This is a genomic window from Pantoea sp. X-Soil-MYKO-1289 (genome assembly GCF_059730625.1).
The window spans coordinates 3,559,095-3,580,542 of the sequence record NZ_AP036004.1 but is presented as its reverse complement, the minus strand read 5'-3'; the positions used below and the strand labels follow the sequence as shown (position 1 = coordinate 3,580,542).

The window sequence follows — 21,448 nt, the reverse complement described above, 5'->3', positions numbered from 1 at the left end:
AAAAAGGAGCGCGGGCGACAGGTGTCTGACGCCCGCAACGGGATCACGGCTGCGGCATCAGCGTCTTGATATCTTCTGCGCTGGGCGCCTCGAAGTTATATTTCTTCAGCAGCGCGGCGTATTCCGGGGTTTTGCTGTATTTCTCCAGCCCGTCGATCAGCGCCTGCTTCACCTCATCGTTGCCTTTCTTCACGCCAAAGCCGTTCAGCACCGGATAGATCAACGTTTCCGAGGAGATCTGTACGCGGCTACCCAGCTTCTGCACCACGCCGCGCGCCACGGCGGCGTCGGTGATCTGCGCCTCCACCGCGTGCGACAGCATCGCCTGGGTGGTTTGCGGGTCAGTAGTGTATTCGCTGATGGCGATCGGCGGCTTGCCGTTTTTCACGCAGTAGTCGGCGGAGAGTTTATGCAGCTGCTGCAGCCAGGAGGTGGCGCCCATCGAGCCGATTTTATGGCCGCAAAATTCTTCTGGCGTTTTCGGCTGGAAAGCGGCGCCTTTCAGCGACAGGATCGCCTCGCCGCTCTTGAGATAGGGGATCATATCGATGACCTTCAGCCGCTCCGCGGTGATGTACATCGAGGAGTTGGTGATATCGAAACGGTTGCCCTGCAGGCCGGTGATCAGGTTGGGAAAGCGGGTGTCGAGATTGACCGCCTGGCGGCCCATCACCTTCGCCAGCCCGTCGAGAAACTCGATATCGAAGCCGGTCGGTTTGTTGTTCTCAATATATTCATAGGGGAAAAAGGTCATGTCGGAACCGGCGATGATTTTTCCCGGCTGCTGGAACGCCGAGGCGCTAAACGACCCCAGCGCGACGCTGGCGGCCAAAAAAGTCAGGGCAACAGATTTCATAGAGCCTCCGTGGTGGCGATTACGCGCGGGCAAGATCGTTTCCGGCCTGCTGAACAAAGAAGGATGCGCCGCTCGGCTTCTGCGGCAAACGGAACTGGTTGGCGGTGCTGCGGATGGTGCCGCTCTCTGCGCCGAATACCAGCGCGCCGGCGTCCAGGCTCGGCAGCGGGTTTCTCACCGAAGGGCAGGGCGTCTTCTGCCGCATAGACGGCGATAAACAGCGTGCGCGGCAGCTCGGTTTCGTTCGCACTGGAGGCGTGCAGCAGGCGCGTGTGCATAAAGCAGACCGAGCCGGGCGGGCCGAAGCAGGCGGCGGGCTGGCCGCACTGCGCCTCGACCACCGTTTTATCCACCGCGCCGGTAAAGCGCCCGTTTTGCCAGTGGGAGTAGAGCGGGCCTTTATGGCTGCCCGGCACCACGTTGAGCGGGCCGTTTTCCGGCGTCACTTCGCTGACCATCAGCAGCGCGGTGACGATGTCGTCGTTGCTGTGCGGCGTGAAGAGAAAATCCTGATGCCACTCAACTTTGGTGGCGGTGTGCGGCAGCTTGGAGTTGATCTTGCTGTGGTGGAAGCGCGCGCCCTGGCCGCCGGTGAGCTGTCCGGCAATCTGCGCCATGCGCGACTGCAGCGCGGCGTGGCGATAGGCGGCGGAGATTTCGGTCGGCGAGCTGACCCGGCGCAGCGACGGATGGTCGGCGCGGTGATCGCCTTCCAGATCGAAACGCGCGCGGCCGTCCAGCGTATCGCCGTACGCCGCCTGCTGGCTGCGGCTCTCTTCCACCCAGCCGTCGAAATCGCGCTGCAGCGCGGCGATCTCATCGGCGCTTAAGACGTTTTCCACCACCAGAAAACCCTGCTGGTGATACTGCTCTATCTGCCACTGTTCAATCATGATTTTCCCTCGTGCTGGTTAAAGGCGTTAAGCCAGAGAAACATCTTTCAGGAAGGCTTCGACGCGCGGATGCTGTCCGCTGCGCATCGCCTGCGGCGCGTCGTCGCAGACCACGCGGCCTTTTTCCATAAAGACGATGCGGTCGGAGACCTTAAAGGCGAAGTTCATCTCATGGGTAACGATCACTATGGTGATGCCCTCCTGCGCCAGGGTTTCGATCACCTGCAGCACTTCGTTGACCTTTTCCGGATCGAGCGCCGACGTCGGCTCGTCAAACAGCATGATCTGCGGACGCATCATCAGGGCGCGGGCGATGGCGACGCGCTGCTGCTGGCCGCCGGAGAGCTGATGCGGATATTTCCACGCGTGCTCCAGCATTCCGACCTTGTGCAGTAGCTCGCAGGCGTGCTGCTTCAGCGCGTCGCGCGACGCCAGCCGGTGGTAGCGCGGCGCCAGCATCAGGTTGTCCAGCACGCTGAGGTGAGGGAACAGGTTGAAGCTCTGGAACACCATGCCGATGTTGAGGCGGTGCTCGGCGTGCTCGATAAAGCGCGGCTTCTGCTCGCCCTGCTGGCTGAGGTGGATAAAGGGCTGGCCGTTAATGCGGATTTCGCCGTTGTCGATCTGCTCCAGCCCGTTGAGCAGGCGGATCAGCGTGGTTTTGCCGGAGCCGGAGGGGCCAATCACCGACACCACTTCGCCAGGCTGGATTTGCAGGCTGACCGCGCCCAGCACTTCCACGTTGTTATAGGCTTTGTGCAGCCGCGACGCCTGCAGCGCCGGGCCGTTGCCCTGCGCCGCCGGTCGGGCGAGCGGCGCGCTGCCGCGCTGCGCCAGCGCCATAAGCTGCGCGTCGACCTTGCCTGACGGACGGCGCTGGGTGACGTCGAGATGGCGCTCCAGCTGTTTCAGCAGGAAGTCGAACACCGTGACGATCAGCACGTAGTAGCAGGCGACCGCCGCCATGGTTTCCATCACCAGGAAGTTCTGCGAATAGAGGCGCTGGCCCACCATCAGGATCTCGGTAAGGGAGATCACCGACACCAGCGAGCTGAGCTTAACGATGGCGATATATTCGTTCGCCAGCGCGGGCAGGGCGACGCGCACCGCCTGCGGAATAATAATGCGCCACTGAATGCCGGCGAAGCGCAGCCCCAGCGCGCGGGCGGCTTCGCTCTGGCCTTTCGGGATCGAGAGCAGCCCGCCGCGATGGATTTCGGCGATATAGGCGCTTTCGCTGAGCACCATGGCGATCAGGCCCGCCCAGAAGGGATCGCTCAGCAGCGCGGAGGTTCCCGGCGCGGCCTGCGGCAGGTTATAAACGAAAATCAGCAGTACCAGCAGCGGCAGGCTGCGAAACAGCCAGATATAGCCGCGCGCCGGCAGGTTAAACAGCGCGCGGTTCGACTGCTTCGCTAATGCGAGTACAAACCCCACCACAATGCTGATGCCCCAGGTGAGCAAGCTCAGTTTGATCACGGTCCAGGTCGCCAGCCAGAATTCGGCGTCGCTGAACAGGCTGAACATATAGTTCCAGTTAAAAGTCATCAGGCATTTCACTCGCTTAAATAAACGCGAATTTCAGAAAGAGGAATTCGCCGCTGTCGGTTATTGACACTATGGCGGCAGCCGCTAATTTGAGGCAATTAGTAAAATGTTGCCTTCAGACTTTAAAAAAACTATCCAGCCAAAAAAAACGGGGGAATGGTGCGCGGCGCTGATTAATTTAAAAAGAGAGACCGTTTCAGGACGGTGCCATTTATCTTGCCGCTCATTTGCTCTTTTAAAGAGCAGCCCTGTGCCAAAATGATGCAGCGTAAAAAATAAAACCTTTTCGCTAACAAATTAAATTTATTCAGCCGTTGATCTATCAGCAACAAAGCGAATGTTGTCATCTGCGCCGTACGGCGACAGGCTGCGCGTTAACAGGGCGCAGGAGTGGCATGGCCCTTGCAGCAACAGATGACCTGTAAAAAAGCGCGCCAGTCGAGCGCGCTAAAAGAGATAAGTAAGGTTTTTATGATGCGATTCACGCTGAAACAGCTTAAGTATTTCGTCACGGTGGTCGAAACAGAGAGCATCGCCGAAGCGTCGCGCCAGCTGCATATCGCGCAGCCCTCTATCTCCATCGCCATTAAAAATCTGGAAGACACCTTCGACCAGCAGCTGTTTATCCGCCATCACGCGCAGGGCGTCTCCCTGACGCCGGGCGGCCGCCGCTTTTACGAAAAGGCGCGCGATCTGCTGCGGCTTTCCTATGAGTTTGAGCAGAACTCGCGCGCCGAGCATCAGCTGGTTTCCGGCACCATCGCCGTCGGCTGCTTCGAGTCGGCCGCGCCGCTCTATCTGCCGAAGCTGATCGCCGGCTTTAAAAAAATCTATCCCGATATCACTATCGAGCTGTATGACGGCGAGCAGCATGAGCTGATGCACGGGCTGCATCGCGGGCGCTTCGACCTGGCGTTTCTCTACGATCTCGACCTCGACCACTCGATCAAAAAAGAGCCGCTGAACGCGCCGCACCGGCCCTACGCGCTGCTACCCGCCGCGCATCCGCTGGCGCGTCAGGCGACGGTGACGCTACAGCAGCTGAGCCGCGAACCGATGATCCTGCTGGATGCTATCCCGAGCAAAAACTACTTTATCCGCATCTTTAAAGAGCGGGGCTATCACCCGGAGGTCGCCTACAGTTCGCCCTCAATTGAAATGGTGCGCTGTATGGTAGGCCAGGGATTAGGCTTTTCCGTGCTGGTGACGCGTCCCTGCTCCGATATTACTTACGATGGACAGCAATTAATTCATCTTGAGATTGAAGATGAGATGGCGGACTCGACGCTGATTATGGCCTGGCTGCAAAATAATGAGCCAACCCGGCCGGCGCAATTATTTATGGATTATTGCCGTCGCGCCGAACTCTTCCCGATGCCGGCGATGCAATAATTTTTTCTGCCATGGCGTGCAGCCTAATAAATTCCTATTCAGTCGTTAGCTTTATAATATTTTACCCTCTCTGTTGGCTCAAATAGTCTTGGAAACCTTCCCCATGGTGAATATATCGGCCAGCGGCTGGTTGAAGGACGCGGACATGACAGAGATAAAAACAGACATTGATACCCTGGTGATCGGCGCCGGGCAGGCGGGGGTCGCGATGAGCGAACATCTGAGCCGGCTCGACGTGCCGCACCTGGTGCTGGAGAAAAACCGCATCGCCGAAGCCTGGCGCAGCGGGCGCTGGGATTCGCTGGTGGCTAACGGCCCCGCCTGGCACGACCGCTTTCCCGGCATGGCGTTTCCGGCGTGCGCGCCCGACAGCTTTGTCGGCAAAGAGCAGGTGGCGGACTACTTCGTCGCCTATGCGGAAAAGTTTCATGCGCCGATCCGCACCGGCGTCGAGGTGCTGAGCGTGACGCGCAACAGCGGGCGCGCGGGATTCACCGTGCACACCTCAGAGGGGGTGATTGAAGCGCAGCGCATCGTGGCGGCTACCGGCCCCTTCCAGAAGCCGGTGATCCCGGCCATCGCGCCGCGCAGCGAACGCCTGACGCAGATCCACTCCGCCGACTACCGTAATCCGCAGCAGCTGCCGGAGGGCGGCGTGCTGGTGATCGGCGCCGGATCCTCCGGCGTGCAGATCGCCGATGAGCTGCAGCGCGCCGGCAAAACGGTTTACCTGTCGGTCGGCCCGCACGAGCGGCCGCCGCGCGCCTATCGCAACCGCGATTTCTGCTGGTGGCTGGGCGTGCTGGGTATGTGGGACGCGGCGGCGAGCCAGCCGGGCAAAGAGCACGTCACCATCGCGGTGAGCGGCGCGCGCGGCGGCCATACCGTGGATTTCCGCGCGCTGGCGCATCAGGGCGTCAATCTGGTCGGCATGACCGAGACGTTTGACGGTGAAACGGTGCGGTTTCAGCCCGATCTGGCACATAACATCGCGCGCGGCGACGCCAGCTATCTGGCGCTGCTCGACGCGGCCGATGCCTATATCGCCCGCAATGGCCTCGACCTGCCAGAAGAGCCGGAGGCGCGGCGCTTTCTGCCCGATCCCGACTGCGTCGCGCATCCGCTCAGCGAGCTGAATCTCGCCAGCGCTGGCATTAGCAGCATTATCTGGGCGACCGGCTACGTGGCGGATTACCGCTGGCTGAAGGTTGACGCCTTTGATGCGAAAGGCAAACCGCAGCACCACCGCGGCGTTTCCAGCGAGCCGGGCGTCTACTTTCTCGGACTGCCCTGGCTCTCCCGTCGCGGCTCTACCTTTATCTGGGGCGTATGGCACGACGCGAAATATATCGCCGACCAGATCGCGATTCAGCGCCAGTATCAGCACTACCCGACCGCGTCGCCCCTTTAACCGAGCAGGAGAGCAATGATGCCCACCCATACCCGTATTCGCATGTTCAACACCAAAGAAACCTATCCCAATCAGGCGCTCGACAACGACCTCTGCCAGGCAGTGCGCGCAGGCAACACCGTTTACGTGCGCGGCCAGGTCGGCACCGACTTTGACGGCAAGCTGGTCGGACTGGGCGAGCCAGGCCTGCAGGCAGAGCAGGCGATGAAGAACGTCAAACAGCTGCTGGAAGAGGCGGGCAGCGACCTGTCGCACATCGTCAAAACTACCACCTATATCACCGATCCGCGCTACCGCGAGCCGGTCTATCTGGAAGTGGGCAAATGGCTGAAAGGGGTGTTCCCCATCTCCACCGGGCTGGTGGTGTCGGCGCTGGCGCAGCCGCAGTGGCTGATGGAGATTGACGTGATCGCGGTGATCCCGGATAGCTGGCACGGCAAGGAGGCGCTATGACGCTGTCGATTAGCGCGCGCTGCCCGGAGAGCGGACAGCTCGGCATCGCCATCAGCTCTTCCAGCATCGCGGTCGGCGCGCGCTGCCCCTGGCTGCAGGCGGGCACGGGCGCGGTGTCCAGCCAGAACATTACGCTGCCCGCGCTGGGCCAGCAGATCCTGGCGCAGCTGGAAGCAGGGGTATCGGCGCAGCAGGCGCTGAAGCTGGCACTGGCGGAGGATCGCTTTAGCGACTACCGCCAGGTGACGGTGATTGACTCTGCCGGCGAGATGGCGCACTTCAGCGGCAGCAAAACCCTGGGCGTCTGGCATGTGGCGCAGGGTGAGAACTGCGTTGCGGCGGGCAATATGCTGGCGGATAAAGCGGTGATCGAGGCGATGGTGTCGGCGTTTGACGCCTCGTCCGGCGAGCTGACCAGCCGCCTGATCGCGGCGCTGCAGGCGGGCATTGCGCGCGGCGGCGAGGCTGGGCCGGTGCACTCCGCCGCGGTAAAGGTGGTAGACGACTATACCTGGCCGCTGGTGGATCTGCGCGTCGACTGGGTCGACGCCGATCCGGTCGACGCGTTGTCGCGCCTGTGGCTCGCCTATGAACCGCAGATGGAGGCCTACGTGACGCGCGCGCTCGACCCGCGCGACGCGCCGAGCTACGGCGTGCCGGGCGATGAATAGCGCGCTGCGCGAGACGCTGGCGGCGCTGCTCGCCTTCGACACCACCAGCCGCGAGTCGAATCTGGCGCTGATCGGCTTTATTCGCGACTTTCTGGCGCAGCGCGGCGTGGCGGCTGAGCTGTTGTATGACGAAGGCGGCACGAAAGCCAACCTCTATGCGCGGCTGGGGCCCGCAGGCGACGGCGGCGTGCTGCTGTCGGGCCACACCGACGTGGTGCCGGTTGACGGGCAGCGCTGGACGGTGCCGCCTTTTGCCCTGACCGAGCGCGACGGGCGCTGCTACGGCCGCGGCAGCGCCGATATGAAAGGCTTTATCGCCTGCGTGCTGGCGTCGCTGGATCGCTTCCTGGCCGAACCGCTGCGCCTGCCGCTGCATCTGGCGTTCTCCTACGACGAAGAGGTCGGCTGCCTGGGCGTGCGCTCGCTGGTTGCGCGCCTTCAGGCGTCGCCGCAGAAGCCGGCGCTCTGCATTATCGGCGAACCCACCGAGATGGCGCCGGTTTACGGCCATAAGGGCAAAGTGGCGATGCGCTGTCAGGTGCGCGGCCGCGCCTGCCACTCCGCCTACGCGCCAGAAGGCGTCAACGCCATCGAACAGGCGGCGGCGCTGATCGGCCATATCAGCCGCGTCGGCGCCTCGCTGCGGCAGACGCGGGATGCGCGCTTCGATCCGCCGTTCAGCACCCTGCAGGTCGGTACTATTCAGGGCGGCGCGGCGCTGAATATCGTACCGCAGGATTGTCAGTTCGATTTTGAGCTGCGCACGCTGCCAGACGCCGATGCCGGGGCGGTGCTGGAAAGCATCGCCGTCTTCGCCCGTGACCAGCTATTGCCCGCCATGCAGGCGCAGGCGCCGGAGAGCGGCGTGACGTTCCAGCCACTGGGCGCCTATCCTGGCCTGCTGACCGATCCGCAGGGCGACTTCGCCTGCTGGCTGGCGCAGTGGAGCGGCAACGACCGCTTTGCCACCGTCGCCTTTGGCACCGAAGGCGGCCTGTTCGACGAGATCGGCATTGCGACGCTGGTGTGCGGGCCGGGCAGTATGGCGCAAGGACATAAGGCGGATGAGTTCGTCACCGTCGACCAGCTGGCGCGCTGTATGCAGATGCTGGGCAATCTCTGCGACTGGATGCGCGCCGGTTAAGCCTCGCGCCGCACGCGCCTCTGTGATATATACAGTTAAACTGTATATATCGGAGGCGTAGCAATGAGTGAAAGCAACAAAGCGGTGGTGCGTCGTTTTAATCAGCAGGTGATCGTGGCGGGCGATCGCGCCGCGTTCGAGGCGCTGGTGGCGCTGGATTTTATCAACCACTCCGCGCCGCCGGGCGCGCCGCGCGACCGCGAGAGCCTGTGGCACACCTTTAACGCCCTGCTGCGTCCGGCGTTCTCTTCACTGCGGGTCGAGATAGAAGAGCAGGTGGCGGAGCGGGATTGGGTCACCACGCGAAAAATCATCACCGGCCTGCATACCGGCGCGCTGATGGGCGTGGCGGCGACCGGGCTGCCGGTCACCATTCAGGTCATGGATATGGTGCAGATCGCCGAGGGGCAATATCGCGCGCACTGGGGAATGAATAGTCTGGCGGCGGTGGTGATGCAGCTGCGTGAGGCGAGTCAGCGCGCCTAATCCACCAGCTTGTTTAGCGCGGCAATGCCTTTTAGCAGGTCGTCGCGCGACGGCGCATCTAGCTTTTCCGTTAACAAATCGGCGATCCAGCGGGCGCGCTGTTCGCGCGCGTCGCGCAGCACGGCGCGAGCCGTTTCGGTCAGCGCGATATGCTGCGCGCGGGCATCCTGCGCGTCGGGCTGGCGGCTGATATAGCCCTGGTTCTCCAGCTCCTGGATCACTAGCCGCATACTCTGATGTTTGACGCCGCGCAGCCGCGCCAGCTCGGCAATGGTGACGGCGCCGTGGGTTTCCAGCAGCTCCAGCGTCTCCAGCTGCGAGGTGCGTGGGGTCGACGTAGCTACGCGCACCTGACGGACAAAGGTGCTGACCGAACGGCGCAGCGCTTCGGCGAGCTGAAGTGTACTTTCGTCTTGTGGGGAAGGCATGGCGATCTCCTGAGCGGCGTAGTGCGAGCGGGTATCTTGCCGGGGAAGCGCTGAGCAATAAAGGAAAACAGGCGCACAAAAGCAAAAACCCAGCCATAGGCTGGGTTCTTTAATTTGTGGTGCCCGAACCCGGAATCGAACCAGGGACACGGGGATTTTCAATCCCCTGCTCTACCGACTGAGCTATTCGGGCAACGGGGCGCATTAAACCGTAATGGCCGCTTCGCGTCAACGTCTTTCCAGTAAAAAAGCGGGAAAACGTGACTGATTGCCTGCTTTTCAGTCAGAAGCGGCAAAACCCTAGGCCAGCGCGCCGTTGGCGCGGCACAGCGCGATACGCAGCACATCCTCCGCCAGCCGTTTCGCCGTGGCGACATCCTGTGCATTACGCTTCACCAGCAGCTTGCTGAGACAGCCTTCAAGGATCAGCTCCAGCTGGTCCGCCACCATCGTCGGGTTATCCAGCCCCAGCTCCACCAGAATGCTATGGGTAAAGTGCCAGGAAGCCTGTTTCTGCTGCTCGGCAATCTGATGCACCGGCTGATCCGGCTGCGGATAGAAGCTGCAGGCGGCGATAAACAAACAGCCGGGATAGCGGCCTTTCTGCACCTGCTCGCTCAGCACCTGATAGCGCGCCAGCAGCTTCTGCTCGCCGTCGAGCTGGTCATTGAGCAGTACCTGGCGCCGCCAGCAGTCGATCTGCTGGCCGTGATAGCGCAGCGCATCGTAAAGCATGGCGTCGCTGTCGGGCCAGAGCGCTTCCAGCTGCGTCAGCGTCATGTCGCAGTGGGCAGCCAGCTGCGGTAGTAATGACGTCGTCGCCGCCAGTCCATTTTTTTCGAGCACATTCAACGCATGCTCGAGTACCTGTTCACGCTGCAAATGACGTCTCCTCTCTGTACGCGTCCGCCTGAGGCGGGGGACTCCAGTGTCGTTCAACGCGCCCGATTCTGCAAATGCGTGCGGAAATCCTCTGCGTTAAGGAAGCCCGTCACGCGCGAGCCGGGGATCTCGCGGCCCTGCGCATCGAAAAACAGAATGGTCGGCAGGCCGAGCACCTGAAGATGCTGCAACAGGGCGTTATCCGTGGCGTTATTCGCGGTGACGTTAGCCTGCAACAGCTGGTAACGGCTCAGCGCCTCACGCACGCCCGGATCGCTAAAGGTATATTTTTCGAACTCTTTGCAGGCTACGCACCAGTCGGCGTAAAGATCGACCATAGTGACGCGGCCATTGGCCTGCCGCAGCGCCTCGTCCAGCTGCGGCGCGGAGGCGATACGCTGAAAGGGCAGCTGCGCCGCCGCCTGCGACGCGGCGGGCGCGCCCCAGACCCATTCCTGCAAGGGGCGCGCGCTGATGAGCGCTGCCGCCAGCATCGCTATCTGCACCAGACGCCATTTGCCGCCCTGGCCGCGCAGACTGCTGCAAAAGGCCCAGGCGAAACAGGCGACGCCCAACGCGCTCCAGAGCCGCATTCCCCATACTTCGCCCAGCACGCGCTCCAGCAAAAAGACCGGCAGCGCAAGGATAACAAAGCCGAAACCCTGCTTAACCGTCTGCATCCATGGCCCGCTTTTCGGCAGCAGGCGGTTGCCGAACAGGGTGACCACAATCAGCGGCAGGCCCATGCCCATGGCGTAGAGCCACAGCGTGCCGGCGCCAGCCCACAGATTACCGCTCTGGGCGATGTAGAGCAGAATGGCGCTGAGCGGCGCGGTGGTGCAGGGCGAGCAGATCAAGCCCGCCAGCGCGCCCATCAGGAAAACACCGGGCAGCGAGCCGCCCTGCTGGCGGTTGCTCCATAATGTCAGTCGCGTCTGGACGCTGGCGGGAAGCTGCAGCTGGAACAGGCCGAACATCGACAGCGCCAGCAGAGTGAAGATCAGCGACAAACCGATCAGCACATAAGGATGCTGCAGCGCCGCCTGAAAGCGCAGGCCCGCCGCCGCGACCACCACGCCCAGCAGCGTGTAGGTGAGCGCCATGCCCAGCACGTAGACCAAGGCGAGGCTAAACAGGCGCAGCAAAGAGCCGCTGCGCTGGCCGCCGAGGATAATCCCGGCGATCAGCGGATACATCGGCAGCACGCAGGGGGTAAAAGCGACGCCGATGCCGATCAGCAATGCCCAGAGCGGCGAGAAGGGCAGCGGCGCGGCTGGCGCGGGCTGGGCGCTGACCGCTGGCGGCGTCGCGTCGGCGGCCACCGCGCTTAACGGGATGGTACGCGTCTCTGGCGGATAGCAGAAGCCCGCCGCCGCGCAGCCCTGATAGGTCACGCTAAGCGTGGCGCCTGACGCAGCCTGCCGCAGCTGAACCGGCACGCTCAGATCCTGCGGATAGATTTCGCTTTTACCGTAGAACTCATCCTCATGCGGTTCCCCTGGCGGCAGCGTTACCGGCGCCATCTGCGCCTGCTGCGCGCTGATATGGATCTGCTGGCGATAAAGGTAGTAGCCCTCTTTGACCTTCCAGCTGAGCGTCAGCTGATGGCCTTGCTGGCTGAAATCAAAGGCAAACGCCTGATCCACAGGGACGAAGCGACTGTTCGCGTGAGGGGAAAAAATTGAGGCCTGCGCTGGCAGCGTGATAAACAGCGCCAGCGCAAAGGCAATCAGGCAAGAGATGCGTGCAGCCATGACAAGTATTCACTGTCTCCATGTTGAACCGGAAGCGCCAGCAGTTCGGGCACCTCAAAGGGATGTTCGCGCTTCAGCAGATCCATCAGCGCCTGCTGATGCGACGTACTGCTTTTTAACAGCAGCTGCACTTCGCTGGCCTGCTCTAGTTTGCCCTGCCACACATAAAGCGACGTGGCGCCGGGCAGCAGCGTGACGCAGGCGGCGAGCTTCGCCTCCAGCGCCAGGGCGGCGAGCCTTTGCGCGCAGGCCTCATCGGGCGCGGTACAAAGAATCACAACGGCGTTCATCGCGTGGCTCCTGTTGCGGAAAGCGAGGATGATAGCACGCTCGCCGCGCCTCAGGCTTTACCGGTTGTAACCGCGCTACAGCACCAGGCCGCCAATCAAAAAGCCGAACAGCACCGACAGCGCGATCGCCAGCACGCCCGGCACGATAAAGGCGTGGTTAAAGACATATTTGCCGATGCGTGTCGAGCCGGTGTCGTCCATTTCCACCGCGGCCAGCAGCGTCGGATAGGTCGGCAGCACGAACAGCGCGGAAACGGCGGCGAAGGAGGCGATGGCGGTATGCGGCGAGACGCCCAGCAACAGCGCGGCGGGCATTAGCGCTTTAGCGGTGGCTGCCTGCGAATAGAGCAGCATCGAGGCGAAAAACAGCGCCACCGCCAGCAGCCAGGGCGCCTGCTGCAGCAAATCGCCCGCCAGCTGCTGGATCTCGCCGATATGCGCTTTAACAAAGGTGTCGCCAAGCCAGGCGACGCCCATCACGCAGACGCAGGCGCTCATGCCTGATTTGAAGGTGCTGGCGCTAAGGATGGCGCTGGTGTCGATTTTGCAGCTCAGCGAGATCAGCGTGGCGATGGTCAGCATAAACACCACAATCGCTTCGTTGCGCGGCAGCGGCGGATCGGCAATCAGGCCTACGCCGTCGCTGATAGCGGTGGCGTAGAGCACCACGGCGGCGATGCCGATCAGAAACAGCAGCACCGACCGTCTGGCGCCGGGCTTCTCTTTATAGCGGCTCGCCCCGCGCAGTTTCACCTCGCCTTTGGCGAGACGCGCCTGATAGACCTCATCTTCATGCAGCTCTTTGCCGAGGAAGTTGGTGACCAGCGCGGCGAGAAACAGACCGATCATCGTCGAGGGAATGGCGACAGCCAGCAGGGCGATATAGCCGACGCCGCGCGGCTCAAGCAGCGAAGCGAAGAATACCACCGCGGCGGAGAGCGGCGAGGCGGTGATGGCGATCTGCGAGGCGACCACGGCGATAGAGAGCGGACGCGACGGACGTACGCCTTGCTCTTTCGCCACCTCGGCAATCACCGGCAGCGTCGAGAAGGCGGTATGACCTGTGCCCGCCAGCAGCGTCATCATATAGGTCACCAGCGGCGCCAGCAGCGTGACGTAGCGCGGATGGCGCCGCAGCAGCCGCTCCGCCAGGCTGACCAGATAATCCATGCCGCCCGCGACCTGCATCGCGGCGATCGCGGCGATCACCGCCATAATAATTTCGATCACGTCAAAGGGGATGGCGCCGGGCTTCAGCCCGCAGACCAGCGTCAGCGCCAGCACGCCCAGTCCGCCCGCGAATCCGATGCCGATACCCCCCAGACGCGCGCCCAACCAGATCGCCAGCAGGACGATCGCTAATTCAACGACGATCATTCGTCACCTCATCAGAGTGAGAAAAAGAGCCGGTTATGTACCAAATAAAAAGGCGCGCCGTGTTGATCGCGGCGCGCCTTTTTTATCATTGTGAAAATTGACCTACTGTTCGTTTTCGTCAGTGTAGCGACGCGCCTTGTAGACCGGGTACATCAGGTTCTGCACCGAGAAGATATCGTCCAGCTCGCTTTCGGTCAGCAGGCCGCGCTCCAGCACCACCTCGCGCACGCTTTTACCGGTCTCCGCGCAAATCTTGCCGACGATATCGCCGTTGTGATGGCCAATATACGGGTTGAGGTAGGTCACGATGCCGATAGAGTTGAAAACGTAGGCTTCGCACACCGCTTTGTTGGCGGTGATGCCGTTAACGCATTTTTCCAGCAGGTTGTAGCAGGCGTTGGTCAGGATGCTGATCGACTCGAACAGCGCCTGGCCGATCACCGGCTCCATCACGTTGAGCTGCAGCTGACCCGCCTCCGCCGCCATGGTTAAGGTGGTGTCGTTGCCGATCACCTTGAAGCAGACCTGGTTTACCACCTCGGGCACCACCGGATTAACCTTGGCGGGCATAATCGAGGAACCTGCCTGCAGCTCCGGCAGATTGATCTCGTTGAGGCCCGCGCGCGGGCCGGAAGAGAGCAGGCGCAGGTCGTTGCAGATTTTCGATAGCTTCACCGCCAGGCGCTTCAGCGACGAGTGCACCATCACGTAGGCGCCGCAGTCGGAGGTCGCTTCGATCAGATCTTCCGCCGGCACCACCGGCAGGTTGCTCACCTCGGCGAGACGCTGAACCGCCAGCTGCTGATAGCCGTCCGGCGTGTTAAGGCGCGTGCCGATCGCCGTGGCGCCCAGGTTCACCTCCAGCAGCAGCTCGGCGGTGCGCAGAATGCTGCGCGTCTCTTCGTTCAGCAGCACGTGGAAAGCGTGGAACTCCTGGCCGAGCGTCATCGGCACCGCGTCCTGCAGCTGGGTGCGGCCCATCTTGAGAATGGTTTCGAACTCCGCCGCCTTGCGCTCAAAGCCTTCGCCCAGCTCTTTGATCGCGTCCAGCAGCTTCAGGATCGAGCTGTAGACCGCAATACGGAAGCCGGTAGGGTAGGCGTCGTTGGTGGACTGGCATTTATTGACGTGATCGTTCGGGTTGAGGAACTGGTATTCGCCTTTCTGATGCCCCATCAGCTCCAGCCCGATATTGGCCAGCACTTCGTTGGTATTCATATTCACCGAGGTGCCGGCGCCGCCCTGATAGACGTCGACCGGAAACTGATCCATGCACTTACCGTTGTTCAGCACCTCGTCGCAGGCCTGAATAATCGTATTGGCGATATTACGCGGAATGGTTTGCAGCTCTTTATTGGCGAGCGCGGCGGCTTTTTTCACCATCACCATGCCGCGGACGAATTCGGGAATGTCGCTGATTTTACTGTTGCTGATACGGAAATTTTCAATCGCACGCAGAGTATGAACGCCGTAGTAGGCATCGGCGGGGACTTCACGCATGCCTAGCAGGTCTTCTTCGATACGAATGTTGTTCGCCATGATAACCTTCTTGTTATTGGCCGCTTGCGCTGGCGCCATCCATCACAGGTGATGTGTTGATTTGTCGTGGAAAGCCGGAGCCGACAGTGTATCCGCCTCGTCACCGGCGCGCACGATCATATGCTGCCGCCGGGCTAAAGCGCGAGTCTGGATACGTATCCATGCATCAATTATCGCTGCAATAACCGCGATATGTGAGATTGCGCACAAATTTAACCCCACTGTAAATATTTGAAAACAGCGGTTGAATTAGCGTTGCGGCAGGCCCATCTCATGGCTATGCCGTCTAATAGGGCGTTTTCCGCTGCCTGCCCGACGCAGAGCAGCCCGACTAAAAGGAGAATACGGTGCGCTGGTTACCGTTAATCATTATTTTTGCGCTCGCCTGGATTGAGATCACCCTGTTTATTCAGGTGGCTCACGCGCTGGGCGTATTGCTGACCATGCTGCTGGTGATTTTCACCTCGGCGATCGGCGTGTCGCTGGTGAAAAACCAGGGCATGAAAAACTTTATGCTGATGCAGGAGAAGCTGGCGCGCAACGAGAGCCCGGCCGAAGAGATGATTAAAAGCGTATCGCTGATCATCGCGGGCTTTTTGCTGCTGCTGCCCGGCTTCTTTACCGACTTCCTCGGCCTGCTGCTGTTGCTGCCGCCGGTGCAAAAACATCTGACCCTGAAGCTGATGCCGCACCTGCGCGTCTGGCGCGGGCCAGGCGCCGGCCCGGACAGCGGATTTACCGTAGATGGGGAGTATGAGCGCAAGGATAGCGATCGCATCGGCCACGACGATCGCCACGATCGCTAAGCGCGGCGCCGAAGAGAAGCGTGACCTGAGCGTCGCGCTTTTTTTATGGCCGAGGCGAAAGCGGCCCTTTCGCGCAAAAAATGGGCAGTTGTCATCGCCAGGTAAAAAAATTGTCTTCGCGCCCCTTGAAAGCCATTTTAACCGACCCTATCTCTTGCACCACGAGGCCGGAAGCCATGCAGCCCGGCGTTCAACCCAAAAACTGAATGATTGGACTTCTCAAAGGAGAGCTATCTAATGAAAATTCGTCCGTTGCACGATCGCGTTATCGTCAAGCGTAAAGAAGTTGAAGCTAAATCTGCTGGCGGCATCGTTCTGACCGGCTCTGCAGCAGGCAAATCAACCCGTGGCGAAGTTCTGGCCGTGGGCAATGGTCGCATCCTGGAAAATGGTGAAGTGAAGCCGCTGGACGTTAAAGTTGGCGATCTGGTGATCTTTAGCGAAGGCTACGGCGCGAAAACCGAAAAGATCGACAACGAAGAAGTGCTGATCATCTCTGAAAGCGACATTCTGGCGATTGTTGAAGCGTAATTACGCGGAACTCACTGAACGAAACGAATTTAAGGGACAATTGAAATGGCAGCTAAAGACGTAAAATTCGGTAATGACGCTCGCGTAAAAATGCTGCGCGGCGTGAACGTACTGGCAGATGCAGTAAAAGTTACCCTGGGCCCGAAAGGCCGTAACGTGGTTCTGGATAAATCTTTTGGTGCACCGACCATCACTAAAGATGGCGTGTCCGTAGCGCGTGAGATCGAACTGGAAGACAAGTTCGAAAACATGGGCGCGCAGATGGTGAAAGAAGTGGCCTCTAAAGCGAACGACGCTGCAGGCGACGGCACCACCACTGCAACCGTACTGGCGCAGTCTATCATCACCGAAGGCCTGAAAGCTGTGGCAGCGGGTATGAACCCGATGGATCTGAAGCGCGGTATCGACCAGGCCGTTATCGCGGCGGTTGAGCAGCTGAAAGCGCTGTCTGTTCCTTGCTCAGACTCTAAAGCTATCGCCCAGGTCGGCACCATTTCCGCCAACTCCGATGAGAGCGTCGGCACCCTGATCGCCCAGGCGATGGAAAAAGTGGGTAAAGAAGGCGTTATCACCGTTGAAGAAGGCACCGGTCTGCAGGACGAGCTGGACGTAGTTGAAGGTATGCAGTTCGACCGCGGCTACCTCTCTCCGTACTTCATCAACAAGCCGGAAACCGGCGCAGTTGAACTGGAATCACCGTTCATCCTGCTGGCTGACAAGAAAATCTCCAACATCCGCGAAATGCTGCCGGTGCTGGAAGCCGTTGCTAAAGCAGGCAAACCGCTGCTGATCGTCGCTGAAGACGTTGAAGGCGAAGCGCTGGCGACGCTGGTGGTTAACACCATGCGCGGCATCGTGAAAGTCGCTGCGGTGAAAGCGCCGGGCTTCGGCGACCGTCGTAAAGCGATGCTGCAGGATATCGCTATCCTGACTGGCGGTACCGTGATCTCTGAAGAGATCGGTATGGAGCTGGAAAAAGCAGCGCTGGAAGATCTGGGCCAGGCTAAACGCGTTGTGATCAACAAAGACACCACCACCATCATCGACGGTGTGGGTGAAGAGGCGACGATTCAGGGCCGTGTGACCCAGATTCGTCAGCAGATCGAAGAAGCGACCTCTGACTACGACAAAGAAAAACTGCAGGAGCGCGTAGCGAAACTGGCAGGCGGCGTGGCCGTTCTGAAAGTGGGCGCGGCAACTGAAGTTGAAATGAAAGAGAAGAAAGCCCGCGTTGAAGATGCCCTGCACGCCACCCGTGCTGCGGTAGAAGAAGGCGTGGTAGCTGGCGGCGGCGTCGCGCTGGTTCGCGTTGCGGCACAGCTGGCCGATCTGCGTGGTCAGAACGAAGATCAAAACGTCGGTATCAAAGTTGCGCTGCGCGCAATGGAAGCGCCGCTGCGTCAGATCGTTTCTAACGCCGGCGAAGAGCCGTCTGTTGTCGCTAACAACGTGAAAGCGGGCGACGGTAACTACGGTTACAACGCTCAGACTGAAGAATACGGCAACATGATCGACTTCGGTATCCTGGACCCAACCAAAGTGACCCGTTCTGCGCTGCAGTACGCGGCCTCTGTTGCTGGTCTGATGATCACTACCGAGTGCATGGTGACCGACCTGCCGAAAGGTGACGCGCCTGATTTAGGTGCTGGCGCTGGCGGCATGGGTGGCATGGGCGGAATGGGCGGCATGATGTAATTGCCCTGACGCTTTTGCTCTCTGAAAAACCCCCGATCGGAAACGGTCGGGGGTTTTTCTTTTGCGGATGAAAAGGGTATAAGTAAGGGCGCAATACTTCGGCTTTGCGGGTTCAGGGCAATGAATGTTCAGAAAAAAGAGATACTTTTCTGCTACGCTGCCGCCCGATACTGATGATAATAAATGGGGATTACAATGCGGATTAACCTCTTGCTCGGACTGGCGGTCGGTACTTTGTTGCTGGCGGGATGCAGCAGCTCTCATCAGCTGAGCGCTGGCGGCGAACGTGTCACCTTCACCGATCAACAACCGGGCAGCGACTGTCAGCTTCTGGGCAATGTCACCGGTTCACAGAGTAACTGGCTGAGCGGTTCCGGCGGCGAGGGCAGCTCGCTGCGCGGCGCGGCCAACGATCTGCGCAACCGCGCGGCGGAAATGGGCGGCAATGTGATTTACGGCGCGACCAGCCCGACGCAAAACCTGTGGTCCGCTTTCGCGCCTCTGGACAGCAAAATGAACGGGCAGGTCTATAAATGCCCGGCGAAAGCCTGATCGTCTTCGCCATCCTGTTGATAACGGCCGGTTTTTACCGGCCGTTAATTTTTGTGGGCGGGCTGTTGGCTTGCTACTCCTGGCGCAGCTGCAGGTCGAGCGGCGTTTTACTCGGCTCGCCGCCAATCTCTCGCGCCAGCTTCGGCACCATATAGCCGGACACCAGCGTCAGCAGCGTGCGCACCAGCGCGCGCGCCTCTTCATCGGAGACGTAAAAGTGCGCCGCGCCCTGCACCTTATCCAGCACGTGCAGGTAGTAGGGCAGAATGCCGGCGTCGAACAGCGCGTTGCTGAGATCGGCGAGCGCCTGGGCGTGGTTATTGACGCCGCGCAGCAGCACGCTCTGATTTAGCAAGGTAACGCCGGCGCGCTTCAGCTGCTGCATCGCGGCCGCCAGCGAGGCGTCGATCTCCTGCGCATGGTTGATATGGGTCACCATCAATACCTGCAGGCGCGTTTCCGCCAGCATCCGGCACAGTTCGTCTGTAATGCGCGCCGGAATCACCACCGGCAGGCGGCTGTGGATACGCAGTCGTTTCAGGTGGGGGATCTGCGCCAGCGCGTCAATGAGCCACGCCAGTTCATGATCCTTCGCCATTAACGGATCGCCGCCGGAAAAGATGATTTCGTCCAGTTCGGGATGGGCGGCGATATAGTCGATAGCCGTTTGCCAGCTGCGCTTGTTGCCGGGGTTATCCTGATAGGGAAAGTGACGGCGGAAGCAGTAGCGACAGTTGACCGCGCAGCCGCCTTTGACCAGCAGCAGCGCGCGGTTTCTGTACTTATGCAGTAGGCCCGGCACCACGCTGCTCTGCTCGTCGAGCGGATCGGCGCTGTAGCCTGGCGCCTGGATAAACTCCTCGCGCTGGGTAAGCACCTGCAGCAGCAGGGGATCCTGCGCGTCGCCCGGCTTCATGCGCGCGATAAAGGCGCGCGGCACGCGCAGCGCGAAAAGCTGGCGGGCGTCGCGGCCAGCGGCCAGTTCCGCACGGTGTTCAAGGCCTAAAAGTCGCAGTAATTCATCAGGTTCGGTGACAACATCAGCAAGTTGCTGCAACCAATCTTCTCTGGAAGGGGTTTTTAGGGTTACAATGTGTGCCATTTTTTTGGCTATTACCAGTTCAATATTTACAGAGGGCCTTTATGGCGACTTATCTTAGCAACGATTTTCGTTCCGGTCTTAAAATCATGTTCGAAGGCGAGCCTTACGCCATCGAATCCAGTGAGTTCGTTAAACCAGGTAAAGGCCAGGCATTCGCACGCGTAAAAATGCGTCGTCTGCTGACCGGCACGCGCGTTGAGAAAACCTTCAAGTCTACCGACTCAGCTGAAGGCGCGGACGTTGTTGATATGACGCTGCAGTACTCTTACAACGACGGCGACTTCTTCTACTTTATGCACCCGGAAACCTTTGAACAGTATCAGGTTGAGTCCAAAGTGCTGGAAGACGTGCAGAAATGGCTGCAGGACAACGCAGAGTGTATCGTCACTCTGTGGAACAACAAAGCGATCGCGGTTCAGGCGCCGAACTTTATCGAATCGGAAGTGATTGAAACCGATCCGGGCCTGAAAGGCGATACCGCCGGCACCGGCGGCAAGCCTGCAAAACTGGCGACCGGCGCCGTGGTTAAAGTGCCGCTGTTCGTTCAGATCGGCGAAGTGGTTAAAGTCGATACCCGCTCCGGCGAATACGTTTCACGCGTAAAATAAGTGCGAAGGCGCATCCCGGGATGCGCCTTTTTCATCTCATCGCGCCTGTAATACCTTTCATGGCTGCGGCGAAGATGTTTCCCCCCTGGCGCGCTATCTCGCGTGCGGCGAAATAGTCCCAGACAATAACCTTTTTTCTGTGCGTTTCAGTACGTTTGGCCATAAGCGGTCTATGCTTAAAGCGCTGTACTTGACTGCAACCACAAAAAGGATATTGCCATGTTAAAGAAAAGTATTGTTGCGATTTTCTCAGTGCTGGTGCTCTCTTCTCTGCTGTCCGCCTGTAACACCACGCGTGGTGTCGGCGAGGACGTAGAAGCGGGCGGCCAGGCTATTCAGCGTACTGCGCAGTAATATCTTCAAGCCGGTACGATTCTGTCGTACCGGTTATTTCTGCTTCACCCAAATCAGATCCTCGACCGGGAAACCAGCCTGCCGCGCCTGTTCCACCAGCTTCTGCTTCACGCCCTCATCCAGCTGCGGCGTGCGGGATAATATCCACAGATAGTGACGATTCGGACCGCATACCAGCGCATAGCGGTAATCCTTATCCAGCGCGATAACATTGTAGCCGCCGTAGAAGGGGCCGAAGAAAGAGACTTTTAGCGCGGCGCGCTGCGGGTCGCCGGTGAAGTACGCCTTGCCTACGCTCTCCTGCCATTTCTGTTTCTGCGGCTTGTAGCCGCGGTTAATGACCTTGAGGCCGCCGTCGTCGCGCGGGCTATAGGTCGCCGTAACCTGTTCCAGACCGCGCTCGAAGCGGTGATCGAGGCGCGCGATTTCATACCAGGTGCCGAGATAGCGCTGGCTGTCGAACCCTTCGACGACGGTAACGTTTTTCGGCGGCGTGGTGGAGCAGGCTACTGACAGCATTGAGCCAAGGCCTGCGATGAAGGTTTTCCATGGAGACATATACGATTCCTTTTTGCTTGAACAGATTAAGTATAGTTGCCGCTGCGATTTTTCTCTGGCTTCGGACGGCTGATTGTCTGCCGCGGGCAATGCAGGTAGACTTCCACCCCTTATTTTA

22 protein-coding genes, 1 tRNA gene and 1 pseudogene are annotated in these 21,448 nt (G+C 60.1%); 12 read left to right on the top strand and 12 right to left on the bottom strand.

Features of this window, described 5'->3' with window-relative positions; all coding sequences use genetic code 11:
- Window positions 1–43: 43 nt before the first annotated feature.
- The 3 genes and pseudogenes from AC6I7Z_RS17080 to AC6I7Z_RS17070 form a co-directional block, all read right to left on the bottom strand.
- Entirely contained in the window at window positions 44–856 is an 813-nt protein-coding gene (locus AC6I7Z_RS17080) for a transporter substrate-binding domain-containing protein (RefSeq protein WP_497815056.1), read from the bottom strand.
- Between the two features lie 19 nt (window positions 857–875).
- Window positions 876–1,749: pseudogene (locus AC6I7Z_RS17075) on the bottom strand (phytanoyl-CoA dioxygenase family protein).
- A 27-nt stretch (window positions 1,750–1,776) separates the two neighbouring features.
- Complete coding sequence (locus AC6I7Z_RS17070) at window positions 1,777–3,297, bottom strand: amino acid ABC transporter permease/ATP-binding protein (protein WP_497815055.1); 1,521 nt, start codon at window positions 3,295–3,297, stop codon at window positions 1,777–1,779.
- Window positions 3,298–3,768: 471 nt separating this feature from the next.
- Between AC6I7Z_RS17070 and AC6I7Z_RS17065 the strand changes: the two genes are divergently transcribed.
- From AC6I7Z_RS17065 to AC6I7Z_RS17040, 6 genes are all read left to right on the top strand, one after another.
- Entirely contained in the window at window positions 3,769–4,689 is a 921-nt protein-coding gene (locus AC6I7Z_RS17065) for a LysR substrate-binding domain-containing protein (RefSeq protein ID WP_497815054.1), read from the top strand.
- A gap of 145 nt (window positions 4,690–4,834) precedes the next feature.
- Entirely contained in the window at window positions 4,835–6,100 is a 1,266-nt protein-coding gene (locus AC6I7Z_RS17060; RefSeq protein ID WP_497815053.1) for a flavin-containing monooxygenase, read from the top strand.
- A gap of 18 nt (window positions 6,101–6,118) precedes the next feature.
- Window positions 6,119–6,553, top strand: coding sequence for a RidA family protein (locus tag AC6I7Z_RS17055; protein ID WP_081137166.1), 435 nt, complete (start codon window positions 6,119–6,121; stop codon window positions 6,551–6,553).
- Entirely contained in the window at window positions 6,550–7,224 is a 675-nt protein-coding gene (locus AC6I7Z_RS17050; protein WP_497815052.1) for a DUF1028 domain-containing protein, read from the top strand. Before AC6I7Z_RS17055 ends, AC6I7Z_RS17050 begins: the two co-directional genes overlap by 4 nt.
- Window positions 7,217–8,368, top strand: a complete 1,152-nt coding sequence (gene argE / locus AC6I7Z_RS17045) for an acetylornithine deacetylase (RefSeq protein ID WP_497815051.1) — start codon at window positions 7,217–7,219, stop codon at window positions 8,366–8,368. The genes AC6I7Z_RS17050 and argE overlap by 8 nt, the downstream gene beginning before the upstream one ends.
- A gap of 63 nt (window positions 8,369–8,431) precedes the next feature.
- Window positions 8,432–8,854: an ester cyclase gene (locus AC6I7Z_RS17040; protein WP_497815050.1), complete on the top strand. Its 423-nt coding sequence runs from the start codon at window positions 8,432–8,434 to the stop codon at window positions 8,852–8,854.
- On the opposite strand, the gene AC6I7Z_RS17035 is transcribed toward AC6I7Z_RS17040, so the two are convergent.
- The 7 genes from AC6I7Z_RS17035 to aspA all read right to left on the bottom strand — a co-directional run bounded on the left by AC6I7Z_RS17035 (window position 8,851) and on the right by aspA (window position 15,124).
- Window positions 8,851–9,282 (bottom strand): MarR family winged helix-turn-helix transcriptional regulator, encoded by a 432-nt coding sequence (locus AC6I7Z_RS17035; protein ID WP_497815049.1) that lies wholly within the window; start codon window positions 9,280–9,282, stop codon window positions 8,851–8,853. The two genes, AC6I7Z_RS17040 and AC6I7Z_RS17035, sit on opposite strands and share 4 nt — an antisense overlap.
- Before the next feature lie 117 nt (window positions 9,283–9,399).
- Window positions 9,400–9,475, bottom strand: a tRNA-Phe gene (locus AC6I7Z_RS17030).
- Between the two features lie 107 nt (window positions 9,476–9,582).
- Entirely contained in the window at window positions 9,583–10,164 is a 582-nt protein-coding gene (gene dicD, locus AC6I7Z_RS17025) for a division control transcriptional repressor DicD (protein WP_497815048.1), read from the bottom strand.
- A gap of 53 nt (window positions 10,165–10,217) precedes the next feature.
- Window positions 10,218–11,918 carry a protein-disulfide reductase DsbD gene (locus AC6I7Z_RS17020; RefSeq protein ID WP_497815047.1) on the bottom strand — a complete coding sequence of 567 codons (1,701 nt, stop codon included), beginning with the start codon at window positions 11,916–11,918 and terminating at the stop codon, window positions 10,218–10,220.
- The gene (gene cutA / locus AC6I7Z_RS17015; protein WP_497815046.1) at window positions 11,894–12,208 is read right to left on the bottom strand and encodes a divalent cation tolerance protein CutA; all 315 of its coding nucleotides are present in this window, start codon (window positions 12,206–12,208) and stop codon (window positions 11,894–11,896) included. The genes AC6I7Z_RS17020 and cutA overlap by 25 nt, the downstream gene beginning before the upstream one ends.
- Before the next feature lie 75 nt (window positions 12,209–12,283).
- The gene (locus AC6I7Z_RS17010) at window positions 12,284–13,585 is read right to left on the bottom strand and encodes an anaerobic C4-dicarboxylate transporter (RefSeq protein ID WP_497815045.1); all 1,302 of its coding nucleotides are present in this window, start codon (window positions 13,583–13,585) and stop codon (window positions 12,284–12,286) included.
- 102 nt (window positions 13,586–13,687) lie between these two features.
- Window positions 13,688–15,124 (bottom strand): aspartate ammonia-lyase, encoded by a 1,437-nt coding sequence (gene aspA / locus AC6I7Z_RS17005; protein WP_033793295.1) that lies wholly within the window; start codon window positions 15,122–15,124, stop codon window positions 13,688–13,690.
- A 347-nt stretch (window positions 15,125–15,471) separates the two neighbouring features.
- On the opposite strand from aspA, the gene AC6I7Z_RS17000 reads away from it, so the two are divergent.
- The 4 genes from AC6I7Z_RS17000 (at window position 15,472) to AC6I7Z_RS16985 (ending at window position 18,708) form a co-directional block, all read left to right on the top strand.
- Window positions 15,472–15,930, top strand: a complete 459-nt coding sequence (locus AC6I7Z_RS17000) for an FxsA family protein (protein ID WP_033749241.1) — start codon at window positions 15,472–15,474, stop codon at window positions 15,928–15,930.
- 237 nt (window positions 15,931–16,167) lie between these two features.
- Window positions 16,168–16,461 (top strand): co-chaperone GroES, encoded by a 294-nt coding sequence (locus AC6I7Z_RS16995; RefSeq protein WP_033749242.1) that lies wholly within the window; start codon window positions 16,168–16,170, stop codon window positions 16,459–16,461.
- Between the two features lie 45 nt (window positions 16,462–16,506).
- Entirely contained in the window at window positions 16,507–18,156 is a 1,650-nt protein-coding gene (groL, locus tag AC6I7Z_RS16990; protein WP_048784690.1) for a chaperonin GroEL, read from the top strand.
- Window positions 18,157–18,351: 195 nt separating this feature from the next.
- Window positions 18,352–18,708 (top strand): DUF4156 domain-containing protein, encoded by a 357-nt coding sequence (locus AC6I7Z_RS16985; RefSeq protein WP_033749244.1) that lies wholly within the window; start codon window positions 18,352–18,354, stop codon window positions 18,706–18,708.
- Between the two features lie 73 nt (window positions 18,709–18,781).
- On the opposite strand, the gene epmB is transcribed toward AC6I7Z_RS16985, so the two are convergent.
- Window positions 18,782–19,810, bottom strand: coding sequence for an EF-P beta-lysylation protein EpmB (gene epmB, locus AC6I7Z_RS16980; RefSeq protein WP_497815044.1), 1,029 nt, complete (start codon window positions 19,808–19,810; stop codon window positions 18,782–18,784).
- A 41-nt stretch (window positions 19,811–19,851) separates the two neighbouring features.
- Here epmB and efp point away from each other — a divergent pair, with 41 nt between their 5' ends.
- Window positions 19,852–20,418, top strand: a complete 567-nt coding sequence (gene efp / locus AC6I7Z_RS16975; RefSeq protein ID WP_081137006.1) for an elongation factor P — start codon at window positions 19,852–19,854, stop codon at window positions 20,416–20,418.
- A gap of 219 nt (window positions 20,419–20,637) precedes the next feature.
- Window positions 20,638–20,772 (top strand): entericidin A/B family lipoprotein, encoded by a 135-nt coding sequence (locus AC6I7Z_RS16970; protein ID WP_033749247.1) that lies wholly within the window; start codon window positions 20,638–20,640, stop codon window positions 20,770–20,772.
- A 33-nt stretch (window positions 20,773–20,805) separates the two neighbouring features.
- Here the strand turns inward: AC6I7Z_RS16970 and AC6I7Z_RS16965 are convergent, their stop codons facing one another.
- Window positions 20,806–21,330, bottom strand: coding sequence for a lipocalin family protein (locus AC6I7Z_RS16965; protein WP_033749248.1), 525 nt, complete (start codon window positions 21,328–21,330; stop codon window positions 20,806–20,808).
- Window positions 21,331–21,448 lie beyond the last annotated feature (118 nt).